The 25,706-nt window shown below is 39.1% G+C and carries 26 protein-coding genes; 14 read left to right on the forward strand and 12 right to left on the reverse strand.

From position 1 onward, the window contains the following. Positions 1 to 43: 43 nt before the first annotated feature. From AC2JBO_RS08175 to AC2JBO_RS08190, 4 genes are all read right to left on the reverse strand, one after another. On the reverse strand, positions 44 to 724 hold the full coding sequence (locus tag AC2JBO_RS08175) for a HEAT repeat domain-containing protein (protein WP_496953134.1): 681 nt from the start codon (positions 722 to 724) through the stop codon (positions 44 to 46). A gap of 141 nt (positions 725 to 865) precedes the next feature. Continuing rightward, entirely contained in the window at positions 866 to 1,003 is a 138-nt protein-coding gene (locus AC2JBO_RS08180; protein ID WP_496953135.1) for a hypothetical protein, read from the reverse strand. Further along, positions 978 to 1,463, reverse strand: a complete 486-nt coding sequence (locus tag AC2JBO_RS08185; protein WP_496953136.1) for a methyltransferase domain-containing protein — start codon at positions 1,461 to 1,463, stop codon at positions 978 to 980. The genes AC2JBO_RS08180 and AC2JBO_RS08185 overlap by 26 nt, the downstream gene beginning before the upstream one ends. Positions 1,464 to 1,466: 3 nt before the next feature. Continuing rightward, positions 1,467 to 2,912, reverse strand: coding sequence for an MFS transporter (locus AC2JBO_RS08190; protein WP_496953137.1), 1,446 nt, complete (start codon positions 2,910 to 2,912; stop codon positions 1,467 to 1,469). A gap of 70 nt (positions 2,913 to 2,982) precedes the next feature. Here AC2JBO_RS08190 and AC2JBO_RS08195 point away from each other — a divergent pair, with 70 nt between their 5' ends. The 5 genes from AC2JBO_RS08195 (at position 2,983) to AC2JBO_RS08215 (ending at position 5,663) form a co-directional block, all read left to right on the forward strand. After that, positions 2,983 to 3,510, forward strand: a complete 528-nt coding sequence (locus AC2JBO_RS08195) for a phosphoribosyltransferase (RefSeq protein ID WP_496953138.1) — start codon at positions 2,983 to 2,985, stop codon at positions 3,508 to 3,510. 40 nt (positions 3,511 to 3,550) lie between these two features. Beyond that, positions 3,551 to 3,676, forward strand: coding sequence for a DUF6887 family protein (locus AC2JBO_RS08200; protein WP_496953139.1), 126 nt, complete (start codon positions 3,551 to 3,553; stop codon positions 3,674 to 3,676). A 241-nt stretch (positions 3,677 to 3,917) separates the two neighbouring features. Beyond that, on the forward strand, positions 3,918 to 4,349 hold the full coding sequence (locus AC2JBO_RS08205) for a DUF2262 domain-containing protein (protein WP_496953140.1): 432 nt from the start codon (positions 3,918 to 3,920) through the stop codon (positions 4,347 to 4,349). A gap of 295 nt (positions 4,350 to 4,644) precedes the next feature. Continuing rightward, on the forward strand, positions 4,645 to 4,797 hold the full coding sequence (locus AC2JBO_RS08210) for a hypothetical protein (RefSeq protein ID WP_496953141.1): 153 nt from the start codon (positions 4,645 to 4,647) through the stop codon (positions 4,795 to 4,797). Beyond that, the gene (locus AC2JBO_RS08215) at positions 4,794 to 5,663 is read left to right on the forward strand and encodes a polyphosphate kinase 2 family protein (RefSeq protein ID WP_496953142.1); all 870 of its coding nucleotides are present in this window, start codon (positions 4,794 to 4,796) and stop codon (positions 5,661 to 5,663) included. The genes AC2JBO_RS08210 and AC2JBO_RS08215 overlap by 4 nt, the downstream gene beginning before the upstream one ends. Before the next feature lie 29 nt (positions 5,664 to 5,692). Here the strand turns inward: AC2JBO_RS08215 and AC2JBO_RS08220 are convergent, their stop codons facing one another. Beyond that, complete coding sequence (locus AC2JBO_RS08220) at positions 5,693 to 5,851, reverse strand: hypothetical protein (RefSeq protein WP_496953143.1); 159 nt, start codon at positions 5,849 to 5,851, stop codon at positions 5,693 to 5,695. A gap of 240 nt (positions 5,852 to 6,091) precedes the next feature. On the opposite strand from AC2JBO_RS08220, the gene AC2JBO_RS08225 reads away from it, so the two are divergent. The 3 genes from AC2JBO_RS08225 (at position 6,092) to AC2JBO_RS08235 (ending at position 9,288) form a co-directional block, all read left to right on the forward strand. Then, complete coding sequence (locus AC2JBO_RS08225; RefSeq protein ID WP_496953144.1) at positions 6,092 to 6,799, forward strand: response regulator transcription factor; 708 nt, start codon at positions 6,092 to 6,094, stop codon at positions 6,797 to 6,799. 22 nt (positions 6,800 to 6,821) lie between these two features. Beyond that, the gene (locus tag AC2JBO_RS08230; protein WP_496953145.1) at positions 6,822 to 7,925 is read left to right on the forward strand and encodes a sensor histidine kinase; all 1,104 of its coding nucleotides are present in this window, start codon (positions 6,822 to 6,824) and stop codon (positions 7,923 to 7,925) included. 1,087 nt (positions 7,926 to 9,012) lie between these two features. After that, entirely contained in the window at positions 9,013 to 9,288 is a 276-nt protein-coding gene (locus AC2JBO_RS08235; protein ID WP_496953146.1) for a hypothetical protein, read from the forward strand. 251 nt (positions 9,289 to 9,539) lie between these two features. On the opposite strand, the gene AC2JBO_RS08240 is transcribed toward AC2JBO_RS08235, so the two are convergent. Further along, positions 9,540 to 10,790 carry an HhoA/HhoB/HtrA family serine endopeptidase gene (locus tag AC2JBO_RS08240; protein ID WP_496953147.1) on the reverse strand — a complete coding sequence of 417 codons (1,251 nt, stop codon included), beginning with the start codon at positions 10,788 to 10,790 and terminating at the stop codon, positions 9,540 to 9,542. A 304-nt stretch (positions 10,791 to 11,094) separates the two neighbouring features. On the opposite strand from AC2JBO_RS08240, the gene AC2JBO_RS08245 reads away from it, so the two are divergent. Continuing rightward, positions 11,095 to 13,278 (forward strand): PAS domain S-box protein, encoded by a 2,184-nt coding sequence (locus tag AC2JBO_RS08245; RefSeq protein ID WP_496953148.1) that lies wholly within the window; start codon positions 11,095 to 11,097, stop codon positions 13,276 to 13,278. Positions 13,279 to 13,320: 42 nt separating this feature from the next. On the opposite strand, the gene AC2JBO_RS08250 is transcribed toward AC2JBO_RS08245, so the two are convergent. Together AC2JBO_RS08250 and AC2JBO_RS08255 are read right to left on the reverse strand one after the other, a co-directional pair. Further along, complete coding sequence (locus tag AC2JBO_RS08250) at positions 13,321 to 13,908, reverse strand: Uma2 family endonuclease (RefSeq protein WP_496953149.1); 588 nt, start codon at positions 13,906 to 13,908, stop codon at positions 13,321 to 13,323. Positions 13,909 to 13,968: 60 nt separating this feature from the next. Further along, positions 13,969 to 14,805, reverse strand: coding sequence for a prephenate/arogenate dehydrogenase (locus tag AC2JBO_RS08255; RefSeq protein ID WP_496953161.1), 837 nt, complete (start codon positions 14,803 to 14,805; stop codon positions 13,969 to 13,971). A gap of 133 nt (positions 14,806 to 14,938) precedes the next feature. Here AC2JBO_RS08255 and AC2JBO_RS08260 point away from each other — a divergent pair, with 133 nt between their 5' ends. Next, on the forward strand, positions 14,939 to 16,504 hold the full coding sequence (locus tag AC2JBO_RS08260; protein ID WP_496953150.1) for a pentapeptide repeat-containing protein: 1,566 nt from the start codon (positions 14,939 to 14,941) through the stop codon (positions 16,502 to 16,504). Positions 16,505 to 16,520: 16 nt separating this feature from the next. Next, entirely contained in the window at positions 16,521 to 17,105 is a 585-nt protein-coding gene (locus tag AC2JBO_RS08265; protein WP_496953151.1) for a DUF1517 domain-containing protein, read from the forward strand. A gap of 299 nt (positions 17,106 to 17,404) precedes the next feature. Here AC2JBO_RS08265 and AC2JBO_RS08270 read toward each other — a convergent pair whose 3' ends face one another. Beyond that, positions 17,405 to 19,105 (reverse strand): hypothetical protein, encoded by a 1,701-nt coding sequence (locus AC2JBO_RS08270; protein WP_496953152.1) that lies wholly within the window; start codon positions 19,103 to 19,105, stop codon positions 17,405 to 17,407. 220 nt (positions 19,106 to 19,325) lie between these two features. On the opposite strand from AC2JBO_RS08270, the gene AC2JBO_RS08275 reads away from it, so the two are divergent. Then, complete coding sequence (locus tag AC2JBO_RS08275) at positions 19,326 to 20,210, forward strand: hypothetical protein (protein WP_496953153.1); 885 nt, start codon at positions 19,326 to 19,328, stop codon at positions 20,208 to 20,210. 166 nt (positions 20,211 to 20,376) lie between these two features. Here AC2JBO_RS08275 and aroF read toward each other — a convergent pair whose 3' ends face one another. The 3 genes from aroF to rpsO all read right to left on the reverse strand — a co-directional run bounded on the left by aroF (position 20,377) and on the right by rpsO (position 22,412). Beyond that, complete coding sequence (gene aroF / locus AC2JBO_RS08280; protein WP_496953154.1) at positions 20,377 to 21,435, reverse strand: 3-deoxy-7-phosphoheptulonate synthase; 1,059 nt, start codon at positions 21,433 to 21,435, stop codon at positions 20,377 to 20,379. Between the two features lie 209 nt (positions 21,436 to 21,644). Continuing rightward, the gene (locus AC2JBO_RS08285; RefSeq protein ID WP_496953155.1) at positions 21,645 to 22,124 is read right to left on the reverse strand and encodes a PAM68 family protein; all 480 of its coding nucleotides are present in this window, start codon (positions 22,122 to 22,124) and stop codon (positions 21,645 to 21,647) included. Between the two features lie 18 nt (positions 22,125 to 22,142). After that, positions 22,143 to 22,412, reverse strand: a complete 270-nt coding sequence (rpsO, locus tag AC2JBO_RS08290) for a 30S ribosomal protein S15 (protein ID WP_496953156.1) — start codon at positions 22,410 to 22,412, stop codon at positions 22,143 to 22,145. 505 nt (positions 22,413 to 22,917) lie between these two features. Here rpsO and iscB point away from each other — a divergent pair. Both iscB and AC2JBO_RS08300 read left to right on the forward strand, forming a co-directional pair. Then, positions 22,918 to 24,351, forward strand: coding sequence for an RNA-guided endonuclease IscB (iscB, locus tag AC2JBO_RS08295; protein WP_496953157.1), 1,434 nt, complete (start codon positions 22,918 to 22,920; stop codon positions 24,349 to 24,351). Positions 24,352 to 24,443: 92 nt separating this feature from the next. After that, the coding region (locus AC2JBO_RS08300) for a response regulator (protein WP_496953158.1) at positions 24,444 to 25,706 on the forward strand (1,263 nt) is incomplete at its 3' end.

A 25,706-nucleotide genomic window follows, 5' to 3' on the forward strand; every position in this document is an offset into this window, starting at 1 on the left:
CTCTATTTAAGTGAAACCCTGCGAACATTACAACGATATTTTACTAAACTTGATAACCTGATTCTTCTAACCTTTTGAGCGAAATTCTCGCAGATTCAGAAACATGGTAATGACTATCTTTCTCAAGATATTTCAACGCTGAAACACTTTTTGGACTTGGCAAATTTCCTAAAGCTTCTGCAAGTCGCTGACGTACTAACCAATCTTCTGCTTGGGCAAAGCGAAGAATATGGTCTACTGATGTCACATCTTTTATTTCACCAAGAGCAGCTATTGCCGCTTGTTGTAGCACTACTTCTGGACCATCAAGCGCACTTATTAATGCTTCTCGCGCGCGCGGGTCTTTCAAATTTCCCAGTGATACGGCTGCACTAAATCTTACTAACCAATTCGTTTCCTCATAAAAAACCCGCACTAAAACTTCAAACGCGCGTTTGTCTTCTAAGTACCCCAAGGCGCCAGCTGCATCAGCACGAATACTATAATCAGGGTCATTTTCAATTATATTGACCAAAATCGGATACGATTCAGCAGTTTGCTTGATACCAAGGGCAAAAACTGCCATCGCTCGGATTTGCAGCGATTCATCGTTCAACACCTTCTTAATTAGGGGTACTGCTTCCTCTGGCTCAACATCGCGCAAATTTGCAAGGGCAACCATGCGGTCGCGCAGACTAGAACTTTCTAGCTGGGCGGATAATTCATCTAAACTGGGAGTAGCCATCTATTGTTTACAGCGCTTTTGCTACTTGTTACTTAATATTCTAATATTCTAGAATATTAAGTATTATTGCAATTTGTTTCATTTTAGAAAAGGTGTGTTTTTGCGCCTCCTATAGAGAGATAACCTCACTAAGTGCGTGCGCTATTGCTTGAATAGCTTAAACAGTCCTAAATGCTCCTCTCCTTGACGCGATGGTACTGAGTTTGCGACTGGAGTTAGAGAATTTATCTTAAAATTAGCTTGGAAGTATGAGTTAATTTCCTCTCTTCGTGGCGCCATATGGAGGGCTACCTGAACGAGTATGTGTAAAAAATAACCCTATTAACCGACCATGTAATTTAAGTATGGAACTGGCAACTTGTACATAGTTTTGGCGCATTTCTATATCAATGGCACAAAAACAGGTATGTTCAAGGATATAGTCAAAGTAATTTGCAAATTCGGCAGGTAAATCAAAAATATCGCGCTGTAAAAACTTAATGTCACAATTTGTGACGCGCGCGAGTTCGGTAGCTTCTGTAATTGCAGAAGTCGCAAAGTCAAAACCAATAACTTCAAAACCATGTTTAGCAAATAGCACTGCGTCATACCCACGACCGCATCCTAGTACTGCAATACGTCCTGGTGTAGGTGCCTCTGCTTCCGATAGCAAACTAACAAATGGCGGCGCCGCTTGTCCAATATCCCAACGGGTATTTTGTTCTTGGTACTTATGCTCCCAATATTCGGGGTTTGGCATATTTTAATTCTCTTTTGTTTCTTGCCGTTGTTTTAACTTCAATAACATTTCGGCGTGCATTTCGCGCGTGATGGGGTAGAAGTAAGTTAAAACTAAACCTAAAATCAATGCAATCAATGGTATGGGACCAACCGCAATGCGTATAGCTTGTAATGCTGACTCTGGTTGAATAGGTAAGGCGCCGCTTCCAGCAGTTACTTGTTGAAAACCAGACGCTTCAAGCGACAAACCAACAATAAATAAACCTAATGCTAAACCAAATTTTTGCAGTAGCACCATAAAACCGTAGAAAATTCCCTCGCGTCGCTGTCCTGTTTGCAGTTCATCGAGTTCAATCACATCAGGTATCATTGACCAGGGAATTAGATATGCTGTGGAAACACCAAACCCTGCCATTACAGCTAGAACGTACATTAACCCAATTTGACCAGGCTTTAAAAAATATAATCCTGCTGCTGCTAATATCCACAAAGACATTCCCGCAAAGTAAACGATTTTTTTACCTACACGCTTACTCAAAGCACCCCAAACGAACAACATCAATAAAGCTGTACCCTGTACCCCTATCATTACCGTTGGTACATCAGAGTCTTTCAAACCCATACAGTTAACAACAAAATAGGGAATAACGCTAGCGGTAATTTGTACTGCAAGCCAAGAAAAAAGATATATACCAATTACATATAAAAAAGGAATATTGCTAAAAACGATTTTAAGTTGTTCTTTAATTGGAATTGTTGAGTGTTCTTCGGTTTGAATGCGCTTTGCTTCAAAAGCCAAAACTCGTTTGCGCGTTCCAAACACACACCAATATAAAGACGCGACAGAAATTACTCCACATATCGCAGCCAAGATAATATACTGCTGCTGACGGTCTGGAATGGCGCCAAAAATGATTTTTGCCAATATTAGTGAGAAAATACTACCGCCAATCGAAAATGTAAATCGAAAACTATTTAACCCTGTACGTTCGTCGTAGTCTTGGGTTAGTTCGGGTGTCATCGCGGTGTACGGCAAATTCACGACTGTGTAAAACACCTGCGAAAGGATTCCTATTGCCACGTAATACCAAAACAAACCCCAAGTATTATTTTGACCGCTACCAAATTGTGGTACTATCCATTGTAGAAAGAAAAATATTCCAAACGGAATGGCGCCATAAAGCAACCAAGGTAAACGGCGCCCCCAACGTCTTGATTTGGTCTTATCCGTTAAGTATCCAACAAACGGGTCATTTATAGCATCCCAGATTTTCCCTATCATTAAAATACTACCAGCCATCCCTGCTGGGATACCCGCGACGTTAGTAAAAAAAACCAGTAAGAAAAAAACCGAGATATTCGCAGTAATCGCGGGACCCAAATCTCCGGCACCATAAGCCAGCTTAGTACTAAAATTCAGTTTTTCGCTAGCGTTGCTCCTTGTATTATCCAAATCAGAATCCTTCATAAATCTTCGCACTCATAATAAGATAGTCAAAGCTCGCAATTAAGTATTATTAGCTCTTAACAGGTTGTTTATGCCAGACCTTTACGTTTCTTGGTCAGATTATCACCAAAAAATCGAACAACTCGCAGTTTCGATATATCAGTCTGGGTGGGAATTCAACCAAATTATTTGTCTAGCGCGCGGAGGACTGCGAGTTGGAGATATCCTCTCACGTATCTACGACAAGCCACTAGCAATTTTCGCTACATCATCTTACAGCGGCGTGGGCAAGCAAGAAAGGGGTAACTTAGTCTTTTCGCAGCATATAGCAATGACAACTGATACCCTTGGTTCGCGGATTCTACTAGTTGATGATTTAGTTGATTCCGGCGTTACCCTCAAAGAAACTGTTCCTTGGCTTCAACAATATAGCAAAACTCAAATCGAAGATATTCGTACCGCCGTACTTTGGTATAAAGCCTGCTCAGTAATTCAACCAGATTATTACGTTGACTATTTAGCAGACAATCCGTGGATTCACCAACCATTTGAACCCTACGAATTGATGGCGCCAGCAGATTTAGCTACTAAATATACAAAAGTAGCTAATGCAATCTAAACATAACCAACCATTCTTGTGGGTCACTGGAGATTTTATAATGAAACCTGACTTTGACAGCATGACCAAAAAAGAACTTAGAGCTTACTTAATCAGTCATCAAGATGACCAAGCCGCATTTTATGCCTTTGTTGACCATTTTACAAGTGATATCATGTCCGGTTGATTACCCATAATTACCACGTTACGTAGAGACGCGATTAATCGCGTCTCTACAATCACGTCTCTACAATCGCGTCTCTACAATTGATTTTATTATGGTTGGTTATGTTCCCGGACATGATATGAGGCATCGCAAGAACTATTCCCATTTCCAACATCTCAGGCTGAAATTGAAGAAGTTAAAAAATAATTTAGGAAAAAGTAAAACAGCAAAAAAATAGCCAATAAAATTATTTTTTAAATCAATGAGTAATTTTCAAATTAACAACCCAGTTCTTGGTAATTTGTCTTATGATACTGAATTTGATTGCTATGAAGGAGAAATTATTTTAGGGGAAGTATCTATTCAGCTTATTCTTGAGTTAGACGATGAAAGTTCAACTGAAGAGTCCTTAAAGAAAGCAGGAGATGTTATTTCTTATTTAACACACTATATTAAAATTACAAAACAATACGCTGTTGAGCAGCTTTTAAAACTTAAAAATAATTCTTGGTTAGAAGAAGATGAAGAACCAGTTTCATCTGAAGTTTTCAAAGAACTAATAGTCTTAGACTGTTTGGTATTTTATCTAAACGGTGAAATTACATTTTACTACAATGACAGCGATTTATTCGCAGGCCATCAAATCGCTATAACTATAGATAAAGATAATAATTTTGTCTACGCTAGCATTTAATAGCTATATAAATTTATATAATTGGTAAATGCAAAATGAATAAAAAATCCCACGTTGTAGAGACGCGATATATCGCGTCTCTACATTTACTAAGGGTAAACCATTTTTAAACTTATAGCGCTTCCTATTCTAATGAAGTACATAAGGGCGGGCAAGGATGCCCGCTCCACAAGAAATTTACTATTTAAATTTGTACCTCATGTGACTAATAACCGCTATATTTAATGCACCTTGGTTATCTCACGAAGCGCTGCTTGCAGCTTTTGGCACTTCGGCTAAAAAGATTGCTATTGAGTTGTTTCGTATCAATGGTGGTAAGCAAGGTTATTATATCGCCGACATTCTCGATAAAAGGTACTATTACTGCGGCGCCGAGTGGGATGATGTAAGAATCAAGTTACAAGAACTAGGCATATGTAGACCAGACCCAATGGAAGGTATAACATGAAACACGATAATTTTATTGTTAAACCAGGTGCCAAATTTTATTTTAAAGACTATGACCCTAAATACACTGGTAGTTACGTTGATAAAGCTGATGCTGCGGAAAAACTACGAGCAGGTATTGAGCGGATGGGAAAATACCAAGATGTTCTCTATGCTCATGATAAATATGCTTTATTGATTATATTCCAAGCGATGGACGCAGCAGGGAAGGATAGCACGATAAAACATGTGATGTCAGGAATTAATCCTCAAGGATGTCAAGTTTACAGCTTTAAGTCTCCAAGTACAGAAGAATTAGACCATGATTTTTTATGGCGTAGTACTAAAGCTCTACCCGAACGTGGTCGAATTGGTATTTTTAATCGTTCGTATTATGAAGAAGTGTTAATCGTTCGTGTTCATTCTTCTATGTTGCAAAACGAGCGTTTGCCTCATTCACCACATGGCAAAAAAATATGGAAGCAGCGGTTTGAGGATATTAATAATTATGAAAAGTACTTGACAAACAATGGTACTGTTATTCTGAAATTTTTCCTCAATATCTCAAAGTCTGAACAAAAAAAGCGGTTTTTGCGACGAATTGAACTGCCTGAAAAAAATTGGAAGTTCTCAATGAGCGATGTCGAGGAACGTGTACATTGGGATGATTATATGGAAGCTTATGAAGACGCATTCAACCATACTAGTACAGAGTGGGCGCCTTGGTACATTATCCCAAGTAATCATAAGTGGTTTGCACGTCTCGCTGTCGCCGAGATTATTTCTAACAAACTTAAACAACTTGACTTACAGTATCCAACTCCTAGCAATGAACACCGTCAACAACTTCTGAATGCTAAAGCTGTTTTAGAAAGTGAAGTTGATTAAATTACATTCTTGTGCTGCTTTGCGTCGCGTTAGTTAGTACTTATGCTTTTGGCAGTTTCGAGTGATGCCGCATGTTTTTTCCAAATTAGTACAGGCATCACTTGACGGCAGTTGCTACAAAACCAGTAAACTTCAGTTTTTCGGATGTGTCGCAGAAGACGGTCGGAACAGCAAGGACAGTAGTTCATGGTTTTATTGCTTTATTAAAGTGGAAACAAAGTCAAGGAAAATTTTCTTTATACAAAGCTAACCGCTACTTTCTATAAACCACACGAAAAAACTTAAATTCTTTAAATTCTTGCAACAAAACTACATAATCTTCAAAGTAAAAACACAAACTACTGTTTGTACGCGACTATTTTGTGTTTTTGGATTACAATGGCTAGCAATTCTGGACGCTGCGTTGTTTTCCTTGCCTTAAACAAAGAATGGATATTTTAATCGTTGAGGACGAAGCTGAAATTGCTCAGTTAATCCAATTGACTCTCGAAAAAGAAGGGTTTTCTTGTCGTGTCAGTCGTGATGGCATAACCGCGTTACGAATGTTCACAGAACAACCACCTGATTTAATTATTCTGGACTTAATGCTTCCCGGACTTGATGGTCTTGAAGTTTGCGCGCGTATTCGACAGAAACCCGGCGCCAAAGACCCATACATAATGATGTTGACCGCAAAAGGTGAAGAGATCGACCGTGTAATTGGTCTATCTACTGGCGCCGATGATTATATGGCGAAACCTTTTAGTCCCAGAGAACTTGTCGCGCGTGTGAGGGCACTTTTGCGTCGCAGTATGCGTCAAACTAAGCAATTACAAGGATACCGTACAAACCATTTTATTGTTGATACAGAACAGCGCACCGCTAGCCGCTTGCTTGATTCGCAAACAACCGAAGAGTTAGATTTAACGACTTTAGAATTTAATCTTTTAAGTACTTTCCTGAGTAATCCCGGTCGCGTTTGGAATCGTAGCCAGTTGATTGATAAACTTTGGGGCGATAACTTCTTTGGGGATGAGCGAGTTGTAGATACCCATGTCGCACGCTTGCGAAAGAAAATCGAACCAGACCCAGCAACTCCAACTTTCATTAAGACTGTTGTTGGTGTTGGGTATAAATTTGAAGACACACTCGTTTAAAACATTAAATTTTAATTAAACAATGATAGTGCGTAAACGAAAATCTTTGCCTTTGGCATCACGTCTATTTCTATCGCACCTTGTAGTAATGATAGTCGGTGTACTAAGTTCTGTTGTAATTAGCAGAATTTCATCACCGCACTTTTTTGGGGAGCATCTTGAAAGGTTAGAGAACGAAGGATTTGAGTTAAACGATATTCGCAGTGATTTAGTTCACTCTTTTGAGTCTGCTTGGCGAAGCAGCACTTTTTGGTCGGTGCTAGTTGGCGCTTCTGCTGCTGGAGGATTAAGTTATTGGGTTTCACTACGAATTATGCAGCAACTCAAAGAGATGGAGTCAATTACCCAGAAATTTGCTGCTGGACAGTTTGATGCAAGACTACCTTTATCGGATATTCCTGAATTTAGCCGTTTGGGAAGTAGTTTTAATCGTATGGCAGCAAGTATCCAAGATGTTGAGGTTCGGCGCCGTGACTTGGTTGGCGACATGACGCATGAACTTAGAACTCCGCTGACTGTAGTACGTGGATATTTAGAAGAACTGGCAGACGGACATCTCGAATCCTCGCAACAAGTTTACAACCAGTTGATTAGAGAAACTAGGCGCCTAGAAAGATTAGTTAACGATTTGCAGGAACTCTCAAAGGCTGAAGCTGGTTATTTGCCTACAAATATAAAACCTGTCGATTTATATCCATTACTTGAGTCATTAGTCCAAAAATTTGCTGACCAACTGCTTGATGATGGTCCAGTTTTACTATTAGAGTGCTCCCCCCAGATACCACTTGTACTAGCTGATATTGACCGCACCGAACAAATATTAATAAACTTAATAGGCAATGCAATTCGTTATACCCAGTTTGGCTCAATATCTATACGTGTTTGGTATGACAAAGAACTCTGGATTGCAGTCGTAGATACAGGAGTAGGAATTTCTGACCAAGATATATCTCATGTGTTTGAACGCTTTTGGCGCGCGGATAAATCACGTAATCGTAACTCAGGTGGAACAGGAATTGGGCTAGCTATCACCCGTCGTTTAGTTGAATTACAAGGGGGTAAAATTGAAGTTGAGAGTGAATTAGGTATTGGCAGCACATTTCGCTTTTCTTTGCTTCTAGCATAGTAATGTTTTTATACGGCGATCCCCATTTTCCCTATTAACAAGTTATTGACACAGACTAGTCATAGCCATGTCATATTCGATTGGTAGCTTGGAAATATAGTGTAAACACACTCGTTTTTCTGTTAGCTCATTTCTCTCAAGAATACACAATGAGTGAGTTCTTGCACTTACTTTCCATACCCTAACCATGCGACCCTTGATATGTTTACTATGTTTCTAGCTGCATTTCTGGTCAGTTTACTAACTATATCCGGTTGGGCTGCTATTGCCTACTTATTCCCTCACAACCCCCAGGAATAAGTTTATACAGTACTTACTATTGAATTTTATAAGGTTTTTTCACTTGCTTTTATAATTCTTTAACATAAAAATTTATGCTAAATTTTGATAGTACTATCAAGCTAATTGCTTGGTAGTATTATTTTTTTACACGGATAAAAATATATATGCAAGCAGGTGCCTGTTAAAACAATGATTATCATAATCATTAAATTGTATAATTGATAAGAAAAACCAAGACATACACATATAAGAATTACTAATTTATTTTAATGCAGTAAAAACCATTCATAATACTCTGTCAAAGCACAAGTTTTACCTTTATTTTCGTCCGGTTTGGTTAAAATTGTGACGAATAGGATATTGATTAACTAAATAATATTACTCATAAATTCTGTCTAGATTAAACAAATTATACTGAATTTGGAAGGCTAAATATGAAGCGAATATAAACTGTTTGAGGTTCTAAAGCCTTACAGAACGTAAATTTAGTATTATTCTGTCATAAAATAGACATAAGGTAAGATTTACAGTTGTTAGTTATAAATTTTGGCTAAAAATTTGATAAAGTTACCAAAATACCAGAAGTATAATTAGTAGTTAAGCTATAGTATTTTTAAAATAAGTGTATGTACTGATTTCTTAGTCTAAAGAATCCTATTACCATTTGTTTTATAAGTAAGCATATATTGTGCTATACGGCGCAAATGCTTCAAACGCTAACCTCATCTCTTTGTAACTGATTAGTTTGAGCATCTAACCACTTGACCGAATTGTGTAAAGCAAGGCGATTTAAGGAGATTCCACAGTGAACAAAACTGAATTCATATTTGTTGCTAGTTACCTGCTAGTAACTTTCTGCTTTTTATTTAATTGGATAATATTTTCGTTACGTCATCCGAGTTCTTCTCCCGAAGATACTTTCTTGTCTTTAGTCATGTGCTTTATTACCACTATTCTCTGGCCACTAATTATTCCGATGGCTTTGATAGAAATTTTCAAAAAGCGCAAACTAGAGTTTGGCACCGCTGTTCCTGTCGCAGGCGCCGTTCTTGCTATCAGCTTGTCACTGTATCTAAATTAAATATTAGTACTATTATATTATGACTAACCCGTAATATTCTTGCACAAAATTGCGTTAAACAACTTTGTAGTTGTGGATATTTTGGTAAATCCTAAAGGTAAATTGAGTTCAGTTAAGCACGCTTCAAAAAATGCTACCAGGTTAATTTACCCTATTAATTTGCTTACTTCTTCAAATAATAAGGGCTGTTGTCGATAGCAATCAATGCCACGGCAACAGCCCTAATAATACGTAGGTAATTACACAGTGTGTTATTGCTGTGGTTGAGTTGGAAAAGCTCCCGGACGGACGGAAATAGTTATATTCTGACCGTTACGACGTATTTGCACACGTAAGTCGGCGCCTATTTGAGTATCTTCAACGGCTTTTTGAATACTATCAGCATCAGCAACGGGTTTACCGTTGAGTTGCTGAATAACATCACCCGCACGAACTCCTGCTTGTGCTGCGGGAGAGTTGGGAACTACGCGACGAATCAAAACGCCTTTATCAGTGTCAACGTTTAAGCCACTATTGGGGTCAGAGTTAATATTTTCCTTCACATCAGGATTTAAGGCCTGCATTTGGATACCCAAGTAAGGATGCTGCACTTTGCCTGTTGTAATTAATTGATTTGAGATGCGCTGCGCTGTGTTGATTGGAATTGCAAACCCTAAGCCTTGCGCTCCTTGAATAATTGCAGTATTCATACCAATAACTTCACCCTTCGAGTTGAGTAAAGGCCCCCCCGAATTTCCTGGGTTAATTGCAGCATCGGTTTGAATATAGCTGACGCGCTTGTCTTGGGCGCCAATTAAGTTACTGCTACGACCAGTAGCGCTAATTACCCCTGTAGTTACAGTATTATCTAAACCGAGGGGATTACCGATTGCAATAGCTGATTCACCCGGTTGTAATTGTTCAGAATTTCCAATCGCTACCGTTGGTAAATTACTTGCCTGAATCTTAACAACAGCAACATCAGTTAATTCGTCTTTACCAAGAACCCTACCTTGGAAACTACGTCCGTCTTTGAGCGTTACCTTTACTGTGTCGGCACCATCAATTACGTGAGCATTCGTCAAAATCCGACCATCTGCACTTAAAATAAATCCTGAACCAGTACCGCGCTCAACTCGCTTCTGTTGTGGTATATTACCTTGGGCGCCAAAAAAGCGACGGAAAAACGGGTCGTTGAATTCATCAGGTAGCGAAGCTTTAACGGTGCGTGAAGAATCAATCCTGACAACTGCTGGTCCAACTTTATTGACAACACCGGTAACAAAATTTGTTTCGCCAATTGCCGCAGATGCAGCTGTTGCCGGACTAGCTACTAGACTTGATGTGTCCTTTTGTTGGTTGCCAGCTATGTAACCACCCGCTAAAGTCATTCCCGACCCTAGTAAAACCAGCGATAAATTAAACGCAGCTCTCCCCCAAGGTCTAGAATTACGAGCTTTAGAATTTACAATATCAGACTGAGACTCTTTATTATATTCGTCGCGCGGTTCTTTGTTTAACATTTGGTGTAAGAGATTGTGTAAAAGATAATTCAGAGAGCGTACTTCCAATCTAGATACCCGTTGTGGAGTTTTTGTTGCACGGGTATTAAGAGTGTATGAATGAGCATAGAAATTGGCGTTTCTACCATACGTCATATTTACCCTTGCTCCTCGTCTCGTTTCACTATTTGAAACAACTTTTTCTCTTCCTCCTACACGTACACTATAAAGATTTGTGTAAAAACTCCTCAGATGTGTATTTTTATTAAAACTTGGGCACTCTAGGAATAAGCTTCTACGGCAAAAAATCTTTGGGTGTGTTATTATGTCTTCCGAACTGCTTCAAGAACTTCTGACTTTGAGTGCGCGCGTTTCCGACTTAGAAACACTCACGGCACAGCAAGCGCAACTAATCCTAGAAAAGCAGGACAACACGGAAAAATTACGCGAAAATGATTTTTATTATCGCCAACTATTAGACGCAATCAGTGATTTGGTTTTGGTCAAAGGCGCCAATTCTCAAATAATATGGGCGAATAAAGCATTTTGTGAATTCTACGGCATCACACCTGAAGAACTACAAGGTTGTACTGATGTACCGTTTAGTGAGCCAGAGCATACGCAAAAATATATTCAAGATGATGCTTATGTGTTTGAGACCGGACAAACTCTAGTTATTCCCAAAGAACGAGCGTTAAGACATGACCAAAAAGTACGTGTGCTAAGTACAACGAAATCAGCTATCTTCAATTCAGATGGAGAAGTTGCCATGACTGTGGGAGTATCGCGCGATGTCACGGTTGAGATGGCAACGAAAAAGGCATTACAACATAAAGCTTTAGAGTACCGTAATATTTTTGAAGCTGTCACAGATGGGATACTTATCTATGATATGGAGACAAAAAGTCTGGTAGAAGTAAATCCTGCAACTTGTAAGATGCACGGTTATGCTTACGAGGAGTTTATTAAATTGCCATCGACAGCGTACATTCATACTGACTCGCAGCAAAAGTTTGAGGAACTTGTAGAGTCTGTAAAAAATGGTAATGATTATACTTGCCAAGCTGTAGATGTACGCTTTGACGGTACTACATTTGATGTAGAAGTAAAAGCGGGTCGATGTATTTATAACGGCAAACCTCATTTATTGACGGTTGTGCGGGATATTAGCGAGCGTAAACAAGCTGAAATAGCATTGAGGGAAAGCTCACAACGTCTGATTAATATTAACAGTTTGGTGCCGGGAGCGATTTATCAGTATGAGATTGACTTGATGACTGGAAAATCGCACTTTAATTATTTAAGTTCCAAAGCTAAAATACTATTTGATTTAGATGATTCAGACCTTGTAGAAGGCGCCAATCCTATTATACCTTTGATTCATCCAGAAGATTTTACTTCATTAATATTTTCTATTAATACCGCTGTACATCAAAATGCACCTTGGTTTTGTGAATTCCGAATTATTACTCGTTCCGGTGTTGTAAAATGGATTTGCGGTCAATCTGAACCAGCGATACAGGTAAGTAAAAGCGAATCAAAACCTAGACGCTCGCTGTATAATGGGATATTTATTGATATTACAGATCAAAAACTGACGCAATTTAAAATTAAACAGCAAGCAAAAGATTTAGAACAAGCTCTGAACGAGATACAGCGGACACAAAGCCAATTCATTCATACTGAAAAAATGTCATCTTTGGGTCAGCTAGTAGCAGGTATTGCACACGAGATCAATAATCCGATTAGTTTTATTTATAGTAACATTGAACCAGCGCATGTATATATCAAAGATTTATTTAATTTAATCGCGCTTTATCAAGAATATCTAACAAAGAATTTAAATCCAAACGATGAAATGTTGGCTAAAATACAAGCTATTGAATTAGAGTTTATTATGGAGGATTTGCCCAAACTACTTGATTCAATGAAAATTGGGGCAAACCGCATCAAAAAAATAGTTCTTTCTCTACGTAACTTTTCCCGGATGGACGAAGCGGAGTATAAAAAAGTTAATATTCACGAAGGTATTGATAGTTCTTTAATGATATTAGAGCATCGTCTCAAGCAAAAAAATCGTTCTCCGATTGAAGTTGTTAAGGAATATGCTAATTTACCTTTGATTGAGTGTTATGCGGGACAATTGAATCAGGTGTTTATGAATATTTTGACTAACGCAATAGATGCTTTTGATAAATCTTTAATTAGTAATCCGTTTCCAGACAATATAATTAGTAATAAGCCAAGAATTTATATTACAACTGAACTTACAAACGATAATAATATCACAATTTGTATAAGCGATAATGGTGTTGGTATTCCCAAAGAAATACAAGCTAAGATATTTGACCCTTTTTTCACTACTAAACCAGTAGGTAAAGGTACAGGTATGGGTTTATCTATTTGCTATCAAATTATCACCGAGAAGCATAATGGCTCTATACAATGTCTCTCGGCGCCGGGAGAGGGAACTACATTTGTAATTAAAATTCCATTATCGCAAGAATAATATATCAAGTTTTGAGACGTGATTTATCACGTCTCTACGTAATTACTCTTCGATTAAATCAAAATCAACTCGCTCGTAAATATCTTTGAGGCTTATTTCAAATGATACAGAATTAAGTGTTAAAATGCTATCTTCTCCTTCGTATTCTTTAAACAACCATTCTCGTGAAGATTTTTTAGTATACTGTTCAATTGAGAAGCTATACTGCTCAATCAGAATATACTCTTGGAATTCAGGAATGGAGCGATAGTATTTAAATTTATCTGTTCGGTCATAGCTTTTTGTGGAATTTGATAAAACTTCCACGAGAATTGAAGGGTTGGTAATAGTTGTTGTTCCGGTTCCGTAATATATTGGTCTACCTTTAATAACAATAACATCAGGGTAGGTATATAAACCATAACTAGGTATCCATAACCTCACATCATTAATATATGTATCATAATCTTGCCCATTGATTTCTGTTGGAAACTTTTTATAAAAATTACCAGCTATCTTGTTATGATTAGTTGTACCTCCGGTCATTGGTATTATTTCTCCATTAATATATTCACTCCTAAACTCGGCTTGTTCTTCCAGTTCTAAATATTCTTCTGGAGTGTAATAGCGTTTCTCTGTTTGTAACACCATTTTTTAACCTCTACTAATTGCTTACGGTCAGGCGGATGCCTAACCTACGGATATTTGGTTTTATAGAAAATTTGGGCGCCCTTTTTGAGTAGATTTTAATATATTCTCTAAATTATCCCAATTTTCTTGTTCGATTAAATGAATTATTTCGTCAAGGTTATGACGATACTGCTTCATTGATTTTAACAAAGCTTCGCGATTATATTTAGCCATCATTAGACCTAATTCCGGATTACCACCACCAACACGACTTGTATCTTTAAAACCTGAAGAAGCTAGATTTTGTGCTAATTCTAAAACCTGTAAATCAGTTTCTTTCATACAAGACGCTATCAGCGAAGCACTTACCATTACAGGTAAATGAGAAATCCAACTGACCGCTCGGTCATGCTGTTCTGGCGCACAGTAGTAAATATTAGAATCTAATTGTTTTACTAATTCGGATACTAACTCAACCCCGGATACAGGTGTTGTGGGTGTTGGCGTTATTACATACGGTCTGTGTACGAACAAATTTCTCAAAGCTGCCTCAATACCGCTCTCGGCGGTTCCAGCCATTGGATGTCCACCAACAAAGTTTTGCCATAACGGTGATACTGCTTTAACTATCGGTGTTTTTACTGAACCGACATCAGTTATAACAGTAGTTTGCGGCAATATCGTTATCAACTGCTCAATACTGGGCACAATAAGTCCAAGAGGCGTACATATAAATACCACCTCTGCGGCACCAAGTACATTGATGTCAACGGAAGCTTCGTCAACACTGCCGATGGCAACTGCTTTTTTGATGGTTGAAGCGCGTTGGCTAACACCAATTACATGATGTCCGCAAGCTCGTAAATCTAAACCCAAGGAGCCACCAATTAGCCCAAGTCCCAAAATACCAATATTCATAATTATATTAAAACGTTTGTTCGAGCGTTGTTTCGTAGTAAGGCCGCTTCGGTAATCATATGCTTTATGTTGGCGCCCAATATACACGAACTTCATTTTTTCAATTTACTAAACTGGCACAGGGGTAGCGCGAATGAAGGCAGAGGAGTTCCTACAAAAATATGCTAAGGGGGTACGAGATTTTAGTGGCATTGATCTTGGTGAAGCAAACTTAAGTGGAGCAAAGCTTAATGGTGTCAACCTTAGCCAAGCAAACTTGAGTGTCGTTAATTTATCAGGCGCCAATTTGAATACTGCTAATTTGAGGTATGCCAAGTTAAATGTTGCAAGACTCAGCGGCGCCCATTTAATGGGAACCGACTTAAAAGGTGCTAGTTTAAATGTGGCAAATATGATTCGCGCTGACCTCAGCCATGCGATACTTCGTAAAGCTTCGCTAATTCGTGCTGAATTAATTCGTGCAAATCTTAGCCATACAGACCTAGTGCAAGCTAACCTCAAACATGCTGACCTACGCGAAGCGACATTACGACAAGCAAATTTAAATCGAGCAAATTTAAGTCATGTTACCCTCAAAGGTGGTTTTTTAACCGGGGCTAATTTAGAACAAGCCAATTTGATTAATACAGACTTATCCCGCACTGACTTAAGTGGCGCCAATCTTCGTGATGCCGAATTAAAGCAAGCTAACCTCAGTAAAGCGAATCTTTGTGGTGCAAATCTCAGTGGCGCCAACCTTCGTTGGGTAGATTTAACGGGTGCAGACCTAAGTTGGGCAGATTTGAGCGGTGCCAAATTGAGTGGGGCAAACCTTAGTGGTACTAATCTTAGTAACGCGAATTTGACGGGAGCTAGCTTGGTTCATGCCAACTTAACCCAAGCAAAATTGATTAAAGCTGAATGGGTAGGTGCCGACTTAACGGGTGCAACATTGACAGGCGCAAAACTTTATGCTACAGCAAGATTTGGATTAAAAACAGACGGAATAACGTGCGAATGGATTGATTTAAGTTCCACAGGGGACTCTTCGATTATTCAATATTTTACGCCTGAAGGGTCGCGCGATTTTTTCAACGCGACTTCGCCAACTATTCGTATTATTGTAGATAAACCACTCGACCACGAAGCGAACTTCGCTATATCTGGTGCTTACTTCCAAATAGCCCAGGAATTTATCAAGCTCAAACAACCACCCAGTACGGAGATTAGTAGGCGCCGGACAGTTTTCACTTTCCAATTAGACAGCGATGAGGCATTATTATCTACAGCTTGCTTTGTAATTTTGCCGTTTCAGGATGCCAAAAGCACCCAGCGAAATCTTGTTACAGTCGTCGAGATGATGAAAAGCGATGATACATCCAACGATGCCTCAATTCCATTCCATCGTATTCAGAGTTTTTATCAACAGTTAGAAGAAGCTGTTTCCCAAGCTGATACAATTAAAAGGGTCAAAAATATTCTCGCACTCACAGAGCGGCTCTCCTTCTTTCAGGCGCCGACACAGATAATTTTGACAAATTCGAGTTCGCAAAATCTGATAGTCCACGAGCATCCTAATTTCGGTAAGCGTTTAATTAATCGTTCAGACGTTAGTGATGCTGTTTACGAAGATAAATATGATGAAGCTGTAAAAGTTATACCTTTCTCCGTAAGTACAGTAATTGATTTTATTAAAGGATTTCATTATATAGAACAGTAAGCAATGAGGAGTAATTATGTTTAACAGAATGTTGGGCAAAACTCGTTATGTAGTTTGTCGCTTGTTTATACATTTATCTGGGTCAGACGTTGCCACCTTTTTAGGTGTACTCAACAGTGTCGCGCGTGATGTATTGGATGATGATGGTGACATGGAGACGACAGGGGAAGGGTTAGCCAGAATTTGTGAAAGTTTGCTGCAATACGATGATTATTGGACATCCGCAGCTAACGAAGGTGATGTTTTTTGGAGTGAGGGTGAAGCTTCCGATTATGTCAACGAGTTATTTACCGACTCTGCCCAGCGTTACCTTAGTGAATCAGATTTTACGATGCCAAATAATCCAAATCAACCTTTGTCGGCGCCTGCTACATCTAATGTAATAGTCATGCTAACAGCGGCTTTTGAAGGAGAAGTTCCGGAACTGGAAACCGACTTATCCAATATCCAAGCTTTAAAAGAAGGTTTGAAAGCTTTGATTAGTGTATATCACAAAGGTAAGTTAAAAGCGGCGCAAGTTCACTTCTCTCCCGCGCAGTTCGGTGATGAACTTACTAGTGACCAAATTTTACAGCATTACCCCGAATTAATTCCTTTGTAATTTACACCTGATATTTTATACCCGTGGCACAGGCCGGAAAGCCTGTACAGTGAAGTGATTCTTTTTACCACACAGACACAGAGAATACTTGCAACGGATGTAACGGATGTAACGGATAGTTGATTTTAAATAATTAGTGGTTTGCCTTAAAAGTTTTGAGGAGTATAAAAAACGAACCGCAAAGAACGCAAAGAGCGCAAAGAAAGAATTAAGAAGAGAGAACAACCCAAAACTATTGATACGAACCACTATTGACATGAATCGCGCTTCTAAATTGTTTGTAACCAATAAATTATCCGTTACATCCGTTGTATCCGTTGCAAGAGACATTCAGCTTTCAGTAAAAACAAATTCTCACTTTCCAGTACAGTACAAGATTTGATCAACTTCGGCAAAACAATATCACTTCCTTGTAAAAGCTTTGCTATAGCTACTTTTGCCGCTGGTTGATACTGTTGAATCCAAGTCTTTTTAGTTATATAATCCGGCTGAAAAGCATCACGCTCTAAAAGCCAGTATTTAACACCATATTTATCTATAAAGTTGACTACCTGATTAATATCCTGACTATACTGAGCATTTATCAGGTCACTCATCCGCAAACTAAACTCAGCGTAATACTTTGTATGGAAAGGTAAAGCATATTCTTTACCTACTAAAACTGGTTGTTTGGCAAACGCTGGAATATTGTCTGCTTCCTCAGCTAACGATGCAACCAAACTATCTGGTGGTAGGTTCGACAAAAATTCATACAGCGTTGGTACACTACCTACTACATATGATGTTTTGGGAAAGCTTTTCAAAGTGATTGGATATAAAATTAGTGCGGCGCCTACTATTACACTTGTCACAATCACCAAAATTCGCTTGTAATTAGTTTGGGTAAGTCTAGTCAAAGCTGTATTTAGTACCACAACTAGTACTATCCCTGCTGCAAGTGCGAGTACCATTTTAAAGGTATGGTGAGTGTACCGACTGGGAAAGTGTAGTTTGAATGATAAAGCGTGGGCAATGAAAAACATCCCCGTAGATGCTATCACAACCTGTAACAGCACTTTTACATGTTTCGTTATTTTTAAACTGGCGCCAAATTTTGATTTGTATACCAAAATTATTGGTAATAAAAGCCCAATAAATAGTTGAACTGGGTTGAGCAAAGCAAAAAGACCGCTATCTCTACCGTCAAGCCAAAAACTTATAAGGCTGGAGTTGTAATAACTAACCCTACCACCTCGAAAGTAGTCTGGCATCGTTTTCGCTATTGCTGCGGTAATAGTTGGACCAAACTGTGAAGACTGTAGAGCATAAGGTGTAACTGTAACCAAAGCTAACAAAACTGCTACTGCAAATAAAATATAGTCTTTTCTTTGCCTGTTCCATAGTCGTAAAAATAGTACTCCTAATTGTATAAATGCGATTAAAGGATAGATTAATGCTTGAAGCGTAAACGTTATTAAAACTCCCGGCGCCGAACCTCGTATTAAATAGTACAAAAACGCTAAAAACAATGGGTAAGTAAAATCTCTTGGACAAGCGGAGAACAAGTCATCGTGAAGACAAAGACTTTGATTTAATATTAAGGTCGCAAGAAATCCTGCCATCGGTACTGGCAACATTTGCATACAAACGGCAAAACCATAACTTGTTGTAATGGTAGCTAGCAGAATTGGTAGGACTTTACTTAGTACAATTGGATCAATACCAAAACTCATCGCACTTCGATAAATTGCGGCATAACCAATTGGTGTAACTGATTGAAAATATTCAGCTATTAAATCATTTGTAAACAGTCTTTGGTTGGAATATCTATACATCCAAGAGATATATTCTCTTGCATCATCTCCAATTACATATTCACTGCTAAAACCTTGTCGTACTCCTAAAGCAATATAAAATAAGGCAAAACACAAGCTTAAACTAAACCAAAATAATAAAGAAATTTTATATAACCTTCTAGTTTGAGGCGCCTTTAAAAGCTTGGACAGTTGGGAAACTAACATGCTGAATGCAACACAAATCTATATACATATGGAAAAAGCATATCTTAATTTTAGATAGGTAGTGATAATACCCTCTTTCTTTGACCAAGAAAATTCTAAGATAAGAGATACAAATCAAAATCGCGCGCCGATAATTGTTCGGTAGCCCACACTGAATAAAAGATGTTAAATTTTGCTAAGTTAGGAATGGGATGACTTTTATATGTTCATCAATGTAATCATGAAAGTTTTGCGTAAATTCACAGTCGTTGTTTTAGCGCTGAGTTTGTGCGTTACAACCGTTGGTTGTGGTGGAGGAGCGACGAACCAAGTTAACTCGCAGCCCACACAAGGACGAACTGCAAACCCTGTATCTCAAGTTTCAGCGAACCTTGCTGACGGTCAGTATGATGTACAACAAGCAACCTATAACGATGGCGATGGTGTGTATACGCTGTTTTTACTCGGCAGTACACCACCCACATATAGAACAGAAAATTTACAAATGGCGCGCTTGACCGATGATGATGTCAAGCAGGGTAAAAAAAGCTACTTGAAAGTTGAAGGTGGTAAGCCATCTTTGTTTTTAACTCCAGACTTCAAAATCGAATACGTTCACAACGTAACTGAAAACAAAGTTAATCCTCAAACTGGACAGCAGGAGACTGTGGTCGTTCGTCAACAAAGCGGTTTTTGGGCGCCGTTTGCTGGTGCTTTAGCTGGTCAAGCGATTGGTAGTTTATTATTTAGACCGCAATACTACGTACCACCAGTGTATCAACCGGGTGGTTTGATTACTGGTTACGGTGGTTATGGTCGTACATATGACGATGCAGTTTCAAGCTATCGTTCACGCTACAATGCGCCACCTGCGGCAGTCAGAAATCGTACAGCATTCCGTACTACTGGCAACCTACGCAGAAATTATCCTAATAACCCAACAGTAAGAGCCGAACCAAGAGTTAATACTGGTAGTCGTGCGACAGGTTCCGGCTTTGGTAGCAGCACTTTGCGACCATCTGGCAATTCAAGTACCGTAAGAAGAAACCCAAACAGCGGTTTCGGCAGTGGTGGACGTTCTAGAGTTCCCCGTTCTAGCGGCGGCTTTGGTAGCAGAAGAAGATAAGAAAGAGTTATGAGTGCTGAGTGCTGAGTGCTGAGTATTAGGTCAGGAGTGATAAGTACTGAATACGGAGTTATGAATACAGAAATTTAACTCCCGACTTCCTACTCTTAACTCCTATCTTATTAACTTTATACTCAGCACTCAGCACTCAGCACTCAGCACTCTTCTACACTGTTGCTGGAACAGGTTGGCGCCAACGTCCGACAGCTTTACCAATAACAGCTAATTCTTGCATAAGTCGCTCGAATGCTTCTGGTGTTAGTGATTGAGGTCCATCGGATAATGCCTTTTTCGGGTTAGGATGGACTTCTATCATTAGCGAATCTGTACCTGCTGCAATTGATGCCATTGCCATTGATGGTACAAATTCTGACCAACCTGTACCGTGGCTAGGGTCTATCATTATTGGTAGGTGAGTAAGCTTTCGCAGTACGGGCACTACCGATATATCGAGCGTGTTGCGAGTGTATTGACGGTCGAAGGTGCGGATACCACGCTCACATAAAATAACGTTTGGGTTTCCTGCTGCCAGTATATACTCTGCTGCCATTAACCAATCTTCAATAGTCGCCGCCATTCCTCGCTTCAATAATACTGGCTTTGGTTGGGCGCCTACTTTTTTAAGTAGAGAAAAGTTTTGCATGTTGCGGGCGCCAACTTGGATGACATCGGCAACTTCAACGATTTTATCTAAGTCAGCGGCATCCATTACTTCGGTAATAATACCAAGTCCACTTGCCTGACGTGCGGCAGCAAGTAACGAGAGTGCGCTTTCACCATGTCCCTGGAAAGCATAAGGCGATGTTCTAGGTTTGTAAGCACCACCACGTAAAAATTTGGCGCCTGCTGCCTTAACACGCAACGCCACATCAATTATCATTTCCTCGTTTTCAACCGAGCAAGGTCCAGCTACTACCGATATCGGGTGGTTTTCGCCGATAACAACAGAACCATCGGGAGTATCAACAATTACTTCTGATGCCTCACCGTGACGATATTGACGACTCGCGCGTTTGTAAGGTTGTTCAACGCGCAAAACCTGCTCTATCCAAGGACTAACTTCCTGTATTTGTAAAGGGTCTAAGTCAGCAGTTTCACCAACCAAACCAATTACAACTTTGTGTTTACCAACAATTTTTTCGGGTGTAAGTCCCCAAGTCGTTAGTTCATCGTTAATACGGTTTATTTCCGCTTCCGGAGAACCAACCTTCATTACTACAATCATGGTTATTTTCCCTGATTTTATTTAATATTTTTATTTTTATTTCTAGTTCTTAATTAAATAATTATACATAAACGAATCATGTAGAGACGTGATTAATCACGTCTCTACAGCTTTGGAATGACGACTATCCTTCAATAAAACGCAAAATAACGAACTTTGCTCTACAAATTTACTCAGTACTCAGCACTCATTACTCAGCACTATACAGATTACACTTTTTTTTGCCGAGTCGCGCGCCAACCCTCCACCATTCGTCCCCAGTTAGTAGTAAATTCACTGAAGCCAAATAAGGTTCCAGGTTGCTCAGTATCCCATGATGCGGAAAGAACACCGTAGGTAATACCCAGTACTCCCAGGCCAAATAACCCCATATTTACCAGTAAAACGGCAATAGGGGGGAGCTTGATATGAGCATACACAGCTAGCAAGTAACTAACAACCAAACTCGCAATACCCAAGACTGTTGGAATACCTGAAAATGCAGCTACACGCTTAACCATACGGTCACTAACTACTTTCGGAATAGCCATCTCCTCTTTTGCATAAGGAGCTTTTTTAGTCTCTTTTTTCTCAGATTGCTTTGCAACAACTTGCTTTACAACAGGTTGTTGCCCCTTTGATTTGTCAGCTTTCTTTTGCTTACTTTTCGGTTCAAATGGTAAGTTGTTACGTTCGGATTCGGCGGGCATAAGGCAAAATATTATACTTTATCCACGGATACCAAGGCGAGCGATTAAAGCTTGGTAACGCTCTTTGTCTTCTTGTTGAATATAAGACAAAAGGCGCTTGCGTTGACCGATTAACTTTAGTAAACCGCGACGTGATGAATGGTCTTTCTTGTTACCTTGTAAGTGTTCTGACAGACGCGATATGCGGTCTGTCAGCATTGCGACTTGCACATCAGAAGAACCAGTATCAGTTTCGTGTACTTGGTACTGTGCAATGATTTCTTGCTTTCGCTGTTGCGTCAGAGTCATGATTTAGTAAACAGTTTTGAATGAATGCAGCAGTTTATCATCTTATCACAATGTTTTCAGATTGGGTAAGATAGGCAGTGACCACCCTACTAGTACAAAATGTTTAGATTCTTAACTTAGCTTTATTATCGAGCAAGTATATTATTCATAAGTTAATTTAAATACTGAGTATAAAGTAAGTAAAACTAAGTAAAAGTCGTGCGTACCAGGTTGAGTAGTCGATAAACGGTACATTTTGGACAAGTTCCGTTTTGTATCGGGATAAACCCGGCTACACCAGACTCAGGCAACGAGTAGGTTGCCTACGCTCAAAAGTACTAGGAGCTTAATAGGATGCCTTCATCGGTTGCTAGTCCTAAGCGCTCAGATATAAGAACATTGCCTAGTTTATAAAGGTGAAACACTTGTATCTACGAACTACTTTGGTAAAGTGTGACAAAAATTTTGAGCATTGTTGAAGCAAACATTACCTTGTTAAAGAGAGGCGTAACTGCCAAAAAACATCATGTTAACAAACCATGTTTTTGTTTTAAATGCCGATAAAACTTTTTTAAGTATGGTGCATTCTGCGCGTGCAAGAAAGTTATTGACTCAACAAAAAGCAGTTGTTTTTAGAACTTTTCCATTTGTAATCATACTAAGGCAGCAGGTCTTTAACCCTGTAAATAAAGAATATATATTGAAAATTGATCCCGGCTCGAAATGGACTGGTTTTGCAATACAATGTGGCTCGGAGATAATATTTCGTATGGAATTAGAGCATCGTGGAGAATTAATTAAATCAGATTTAGAAAAAAGAGCAGGATTTAGACGCGGCAGGCGTAATAGAAATTTACGATATCGCAAAGAACGCAATCACCGTCACAAAAAACAAGGCTGGTTGCCCCCTTCATTAATACATCGTGTTTTAACTATAGAGACTTGGATTAAACGCTTTTGTAGATATTGTCCGATTTTTGCAATTGAAATTGAACAAGTCAAATTCGATACACAAAAAATCATAAATCCAGAAATATCAGGCATCGAATATCAGCAAGGCACATTGCTCGGATATGAAATTCGCGAGTATTTATTAGAAAAATGGGGAAGAGAATGTGCTTATTGCGGTGCAAAAAATACTTCATTAGAAGTCGAGCATATTGTTGCTAAGTCGAGAGGAGGTAGTGACAGAGTTAGCAATCTAACATTAGCTTGTCATGATTGTAATCAACAAAAAGATAATCAGGATTTAGGCACATTTCTACAGTCAAAATACTTTGAAGATCAAATTAAAGCACAAAAAATAAAAAATCAAGTTCTACAACAAGTCAAACAACCATTACGCGATGCAGCCGCAGTTAATTCGACTCGGTTTGCAGTAGTTAATATTGCCAAAAATTGCTGTAGTCATGTTCGTTGCTCCACAGGTGGCAGAACTAAAATGAATCGCTGTAACCAAGAACTGCCAAAGTCCCACAGCATTGATGCAGCATGTGTTGGCGAATCTGGCTCAAATATTAAATTGCTTACAGAGCAACCAATGATAGTTGAATGCAAGGGACATGGCAATAGGCAAAGCAGAAGAACCAATGATAAGGGATTTCCTGTAATACTGTACTCTCAAGATCGAAAAACCCTTAAGAAAATTGTCAAGTTGAATCCAGATGGTTCTGTGGCGACGATTGCGCCAAAAACTGTATACAAGCACATAACTGCAGGAGATATTGTTAAATTTAAATTGACAAAACCTTCTATGACAAAAGCAAATAAGAAAAAAGGCATTCCGTCAGTTGTCAAAGCTGCTCCTGGTTGGTATAAAGCAAGGGTTAAGACTCCTACACCCAAAGGTTTTGAGGTGCTAATTAAAGGTACGCGCATTACTGTATCATCAATGCGAGGAGTGAAGTTTATTCATCGAAAAGATGGATACGGATACAGTTTTGGCATCCAATCTGGATAGTACATTAGTATTGAATAAATTGGACAATTTATTCAATATTTGTCCAATATCTACCGTAAATTCTTTATCTAGTACTACGACAAAGTAAATTTATGAGAATTCTGGTAGTAGAGGATGATGAACTTATTGTTCAATCGCTTGTTGCAACGCTCGCTCAGTCGCATTATACTGTTGACACTGCATCTGATGGAATGTCGGGTTGGGAATTTACGCAAGTCTGTAATTATGACTTGATTGTTTTGGATGTGATGCTTCCTAAGCTTGATGGCATTAGCTTGTGTCGGCAAATACGCTCGGACGGTACTAATGTACCGATTATTCTTTTAACTGCCCAAGATAATAGCACTAATAAAATTGTTGGTTTAGATGCTGGGGCTGATGATTATATCACAAAACCGTTTGATTTACACGAGTTAACGGCTCGCATCTGCGCGCTATTGCGTCGATGTACTACATCACTACAGACGCTGTTGGAGTGGGAAAATTTACGGTTAGACCCCAATAGCTGTGAGGTTACATACTTAGACCAGCTAATACGTTTAACTCCTAAAGAATATAGTTTACTGGAGTTATTTCTTCGTAATCCCGTGCGTACTTTCAGCAGTGGTGCCATTATAGACCATTTATGGTCACTCGAAGAGGCGCCTGGAGAGGATACGGTGAGAGCGCATATGAAAGGATTGCGTCAGAAACTTCGGGGAGCGGGAGTTACAAATGACCCCATCGAAAATGTGTATGGTATTGGTTATCGTTTAAAATCGCTTTCAGAAGAAAAGAAGAAAAAAACATCAAAAAAACAAGAGCAAAAAAGTACTAGTAGTAAGTTTACAGCTTCAGAAACTCCCCCACCAGTGAAACAAAGTCCACAAATTACTGCTATTTGGGAACGTTCCCAACAAAAACTAAGTGACAGAGTTGGCACTGTCGAAGTCGCAACAGCAGCTTTACTTCAAGATTCACTCGATAGTGAGATAGTTAGTCGCGCTTATCAAGATGCTCATAAGCTTGCTGGTTCCTTGGGTATGTTTGGCTTTAATTTTGCTTCGAGCTTGGCCAGCCAAATTGAAGAATTGTTACAAGTTGGAGTATCGTTACCTCAAAAGCAAAAGCTACATTTATCAGAATTGGTTGTCGCTCTGCGCCAAGAGTTTCAGCAAGTTTCTACCAATACTGGCACCTCTCATAATCATATTAAACCATCTCTTGTTAACGAGCTTCAACAATCAGCAGACACGGCACGGGTATTAATTGTTGACGAAGATACGGAAGTACTAAAAATTCTCTCGGAGATATTAAAGCCTTGGGGATTACAAATTACTACCTTAGAAGACCCACTTAAGTTTTGGGATACTTTA

The sequence above is a fragment of the Calothrix sp. CBUCES-K 9914 genome (genome assembly GCF_059640475.1).

What these genes read in the sequence shown, in the direction of transcription:
- AC2JBO_RS08175 (WP_496953134.1), bottom strand. Translation starts at nt 724, where the DNA reads ATGGCTACTCCCAGTTTAGATGAATTATCCGCCCAGCTAGAAAGTTCT.
- AC2JBO_RS08180 (WP_496953135.1), bottom strand. Translation starts at nt 1,003, where the DNA reads ATGGCGCCACGAAGAGAGGAAATTAACTCATACTTCCAAGCTAATTTT.
- AC2JBO_RS08185 (WP_496953136.1), bottom strand. Translation starts at nt 1,463, where the DNA reads ATGCCAAACCCCGAATATTGGGAGCATAAGTACCAAGAACAAAATACC.
- AC2JBO_RS08190 (WP_496953137.1), bottom strand. Translation starts at nt 2,912, where the DNA reads ATGAAGGATTCTGATTTGGATAATACAAGGAGCAACGCTAGCGAAAAA.
- AC2JBO_RS08195 (WP_496953138.1), top strand. Translation starts at nt 2,983, where the DNA reads ATGCCAGACCTTTACGTTTCTTGGTCAGATTATCACCAAAAAATCGAA.
- AC2JBO_RS08200 (WP_496953139.1), top strand. Translation starts at nt 3,551, where the DNA reads ATGAAACCTGACTTTGACAGCATGACCAAAAAAGAACTTAGAGCTTAC.
- AC2JBO_RS08205 (WP_496953140.1), top strand. Translation starts at nt 3,918, where the DNA reads ATGAGTAATTTTCAAATTAACAACCCAGTTCTTGGTAATTTGTCTTAT.
- AC2JBO_RS08215 (WP_496953142.1), top strand. Translation starts at nt 4,794, where the DNA reads ATGAAACACGATAATTTTATTGTTAAACCAGGTGCCAAATTTTATTTT.
- AC2JBO_RS08220 (WP_496953143.1), bottom strand. Translation starts at nt 5,851, where the DNA reads ATGAACTACTGTCCTTGCTGTTCCGACCGTCTTCTGCGACACATCCGA.
- AC2JBO_RS08225 (WP_496953144.1), top strand. Translation starts at nt 6,092, where the DNA reads ATGGATATTTTAATCGTTGAGGACGAAGCTGAAATTGCTCAGTTAATC.
- AC2JBO_RS08230 (WP_496953145.1), top strand. Translation starts at nt 6,822, where the DNA reads ATGATAGTGCGTAAACGAAAATCTTTGCCTTTGGCATCACGTCTATTT.
- AC2JBO_RS08240 (WP_496953147.1), bottom strand. Translation starts at nt 10,790, where the DNA reads ATGTTAAACAAAGAACCGCGCGACGAATATAATAAAGAGTCTCAGTCT.
- AC2JBO_RS08245 (WP_496953148.1), top strand. Translation starts at nt 11,095, where the DNA reads ATGTCTTCCGAACTGCTTCAAGAACTTCTGACTTTGAGTGCGCGCGTT.
- AC2JBO_RS08250 (WP_496953149.1), bottom strand. Translation starts at nt 13,908, where the DNA reads ATGGTGTTACAAACAGAGAAACGCTATTACACTCCAGAAGAATATTTA.
- AC2JBO_RS08255 (WP_496953161.1), bottom strand. Translation starts at nt 14,805, where the DNA reads ATGAATATTGGTATTTTGGGACTTGGGCTAATTGGTGGCTCCTTGGGT.
- AC2JBO_RS08260 (WP_496953150.1), top strand. Translation starts at nt 14,939, where the DNA reads ATGAAGGCAGAGGAGTTCCTACAAAAATATGCTAAGGGGGTACGAGAT.
- AC2JBO_RS08265 (WP_496953151.1), top strand. Translation starts at nt 16,521, where the DNA reads ATGTTTAACAGAATGTTGGGCAAAACTCGTTATGTAGTTTGTCGCTTG.
- AC2JBO_RS08270 (WP_496953152.1), bottom strand. Translation starts at nt 19,105, where the DNA reads ATGTTAGTTTCCCAACTGTCCAAGCTTTTAAAGGCGCCTCAAACTAGA.
- AC2JBO_RS08275 (WP_496953153.1), top strand. Translation starts at nt 19,326, where the DNA reads ATGAAAGTTTTGCGTAAATTCACAGTCGTTGTTTTAGCGCTGAGTTTG.
- aroF (WP_496953154.1), bottom strand. Translation starts at nt 21,435, where the DNA reads ATGATTGTAGTAATGAAGGTTGGTTCTCCGGAAGCGGAAATAAACCGT.
- AC2JBO_RS08285 (WP_496953155.1), bottom strand. Translation starts at nt 22,124, where the DNA reads ATGCCCGCCGAATCCGAACGTAACAACTTACCATTTGAACCGAAAAGT.
- rpsO (WP_496953156.1), bottom strand. Translation starts at nt 22,412, where the DNA reads ATGACTCTGACGCAACAGCGAAAGCAAGAAATCATTGCACAGTACCAA.
- iscB (WP_496953157.1), top strand. Translation starts at nt 22,918, where the DNA reads ATGTTAACAAACCATGTTTTTGTTTTAAATGCCGATAAAACTTTTTTA.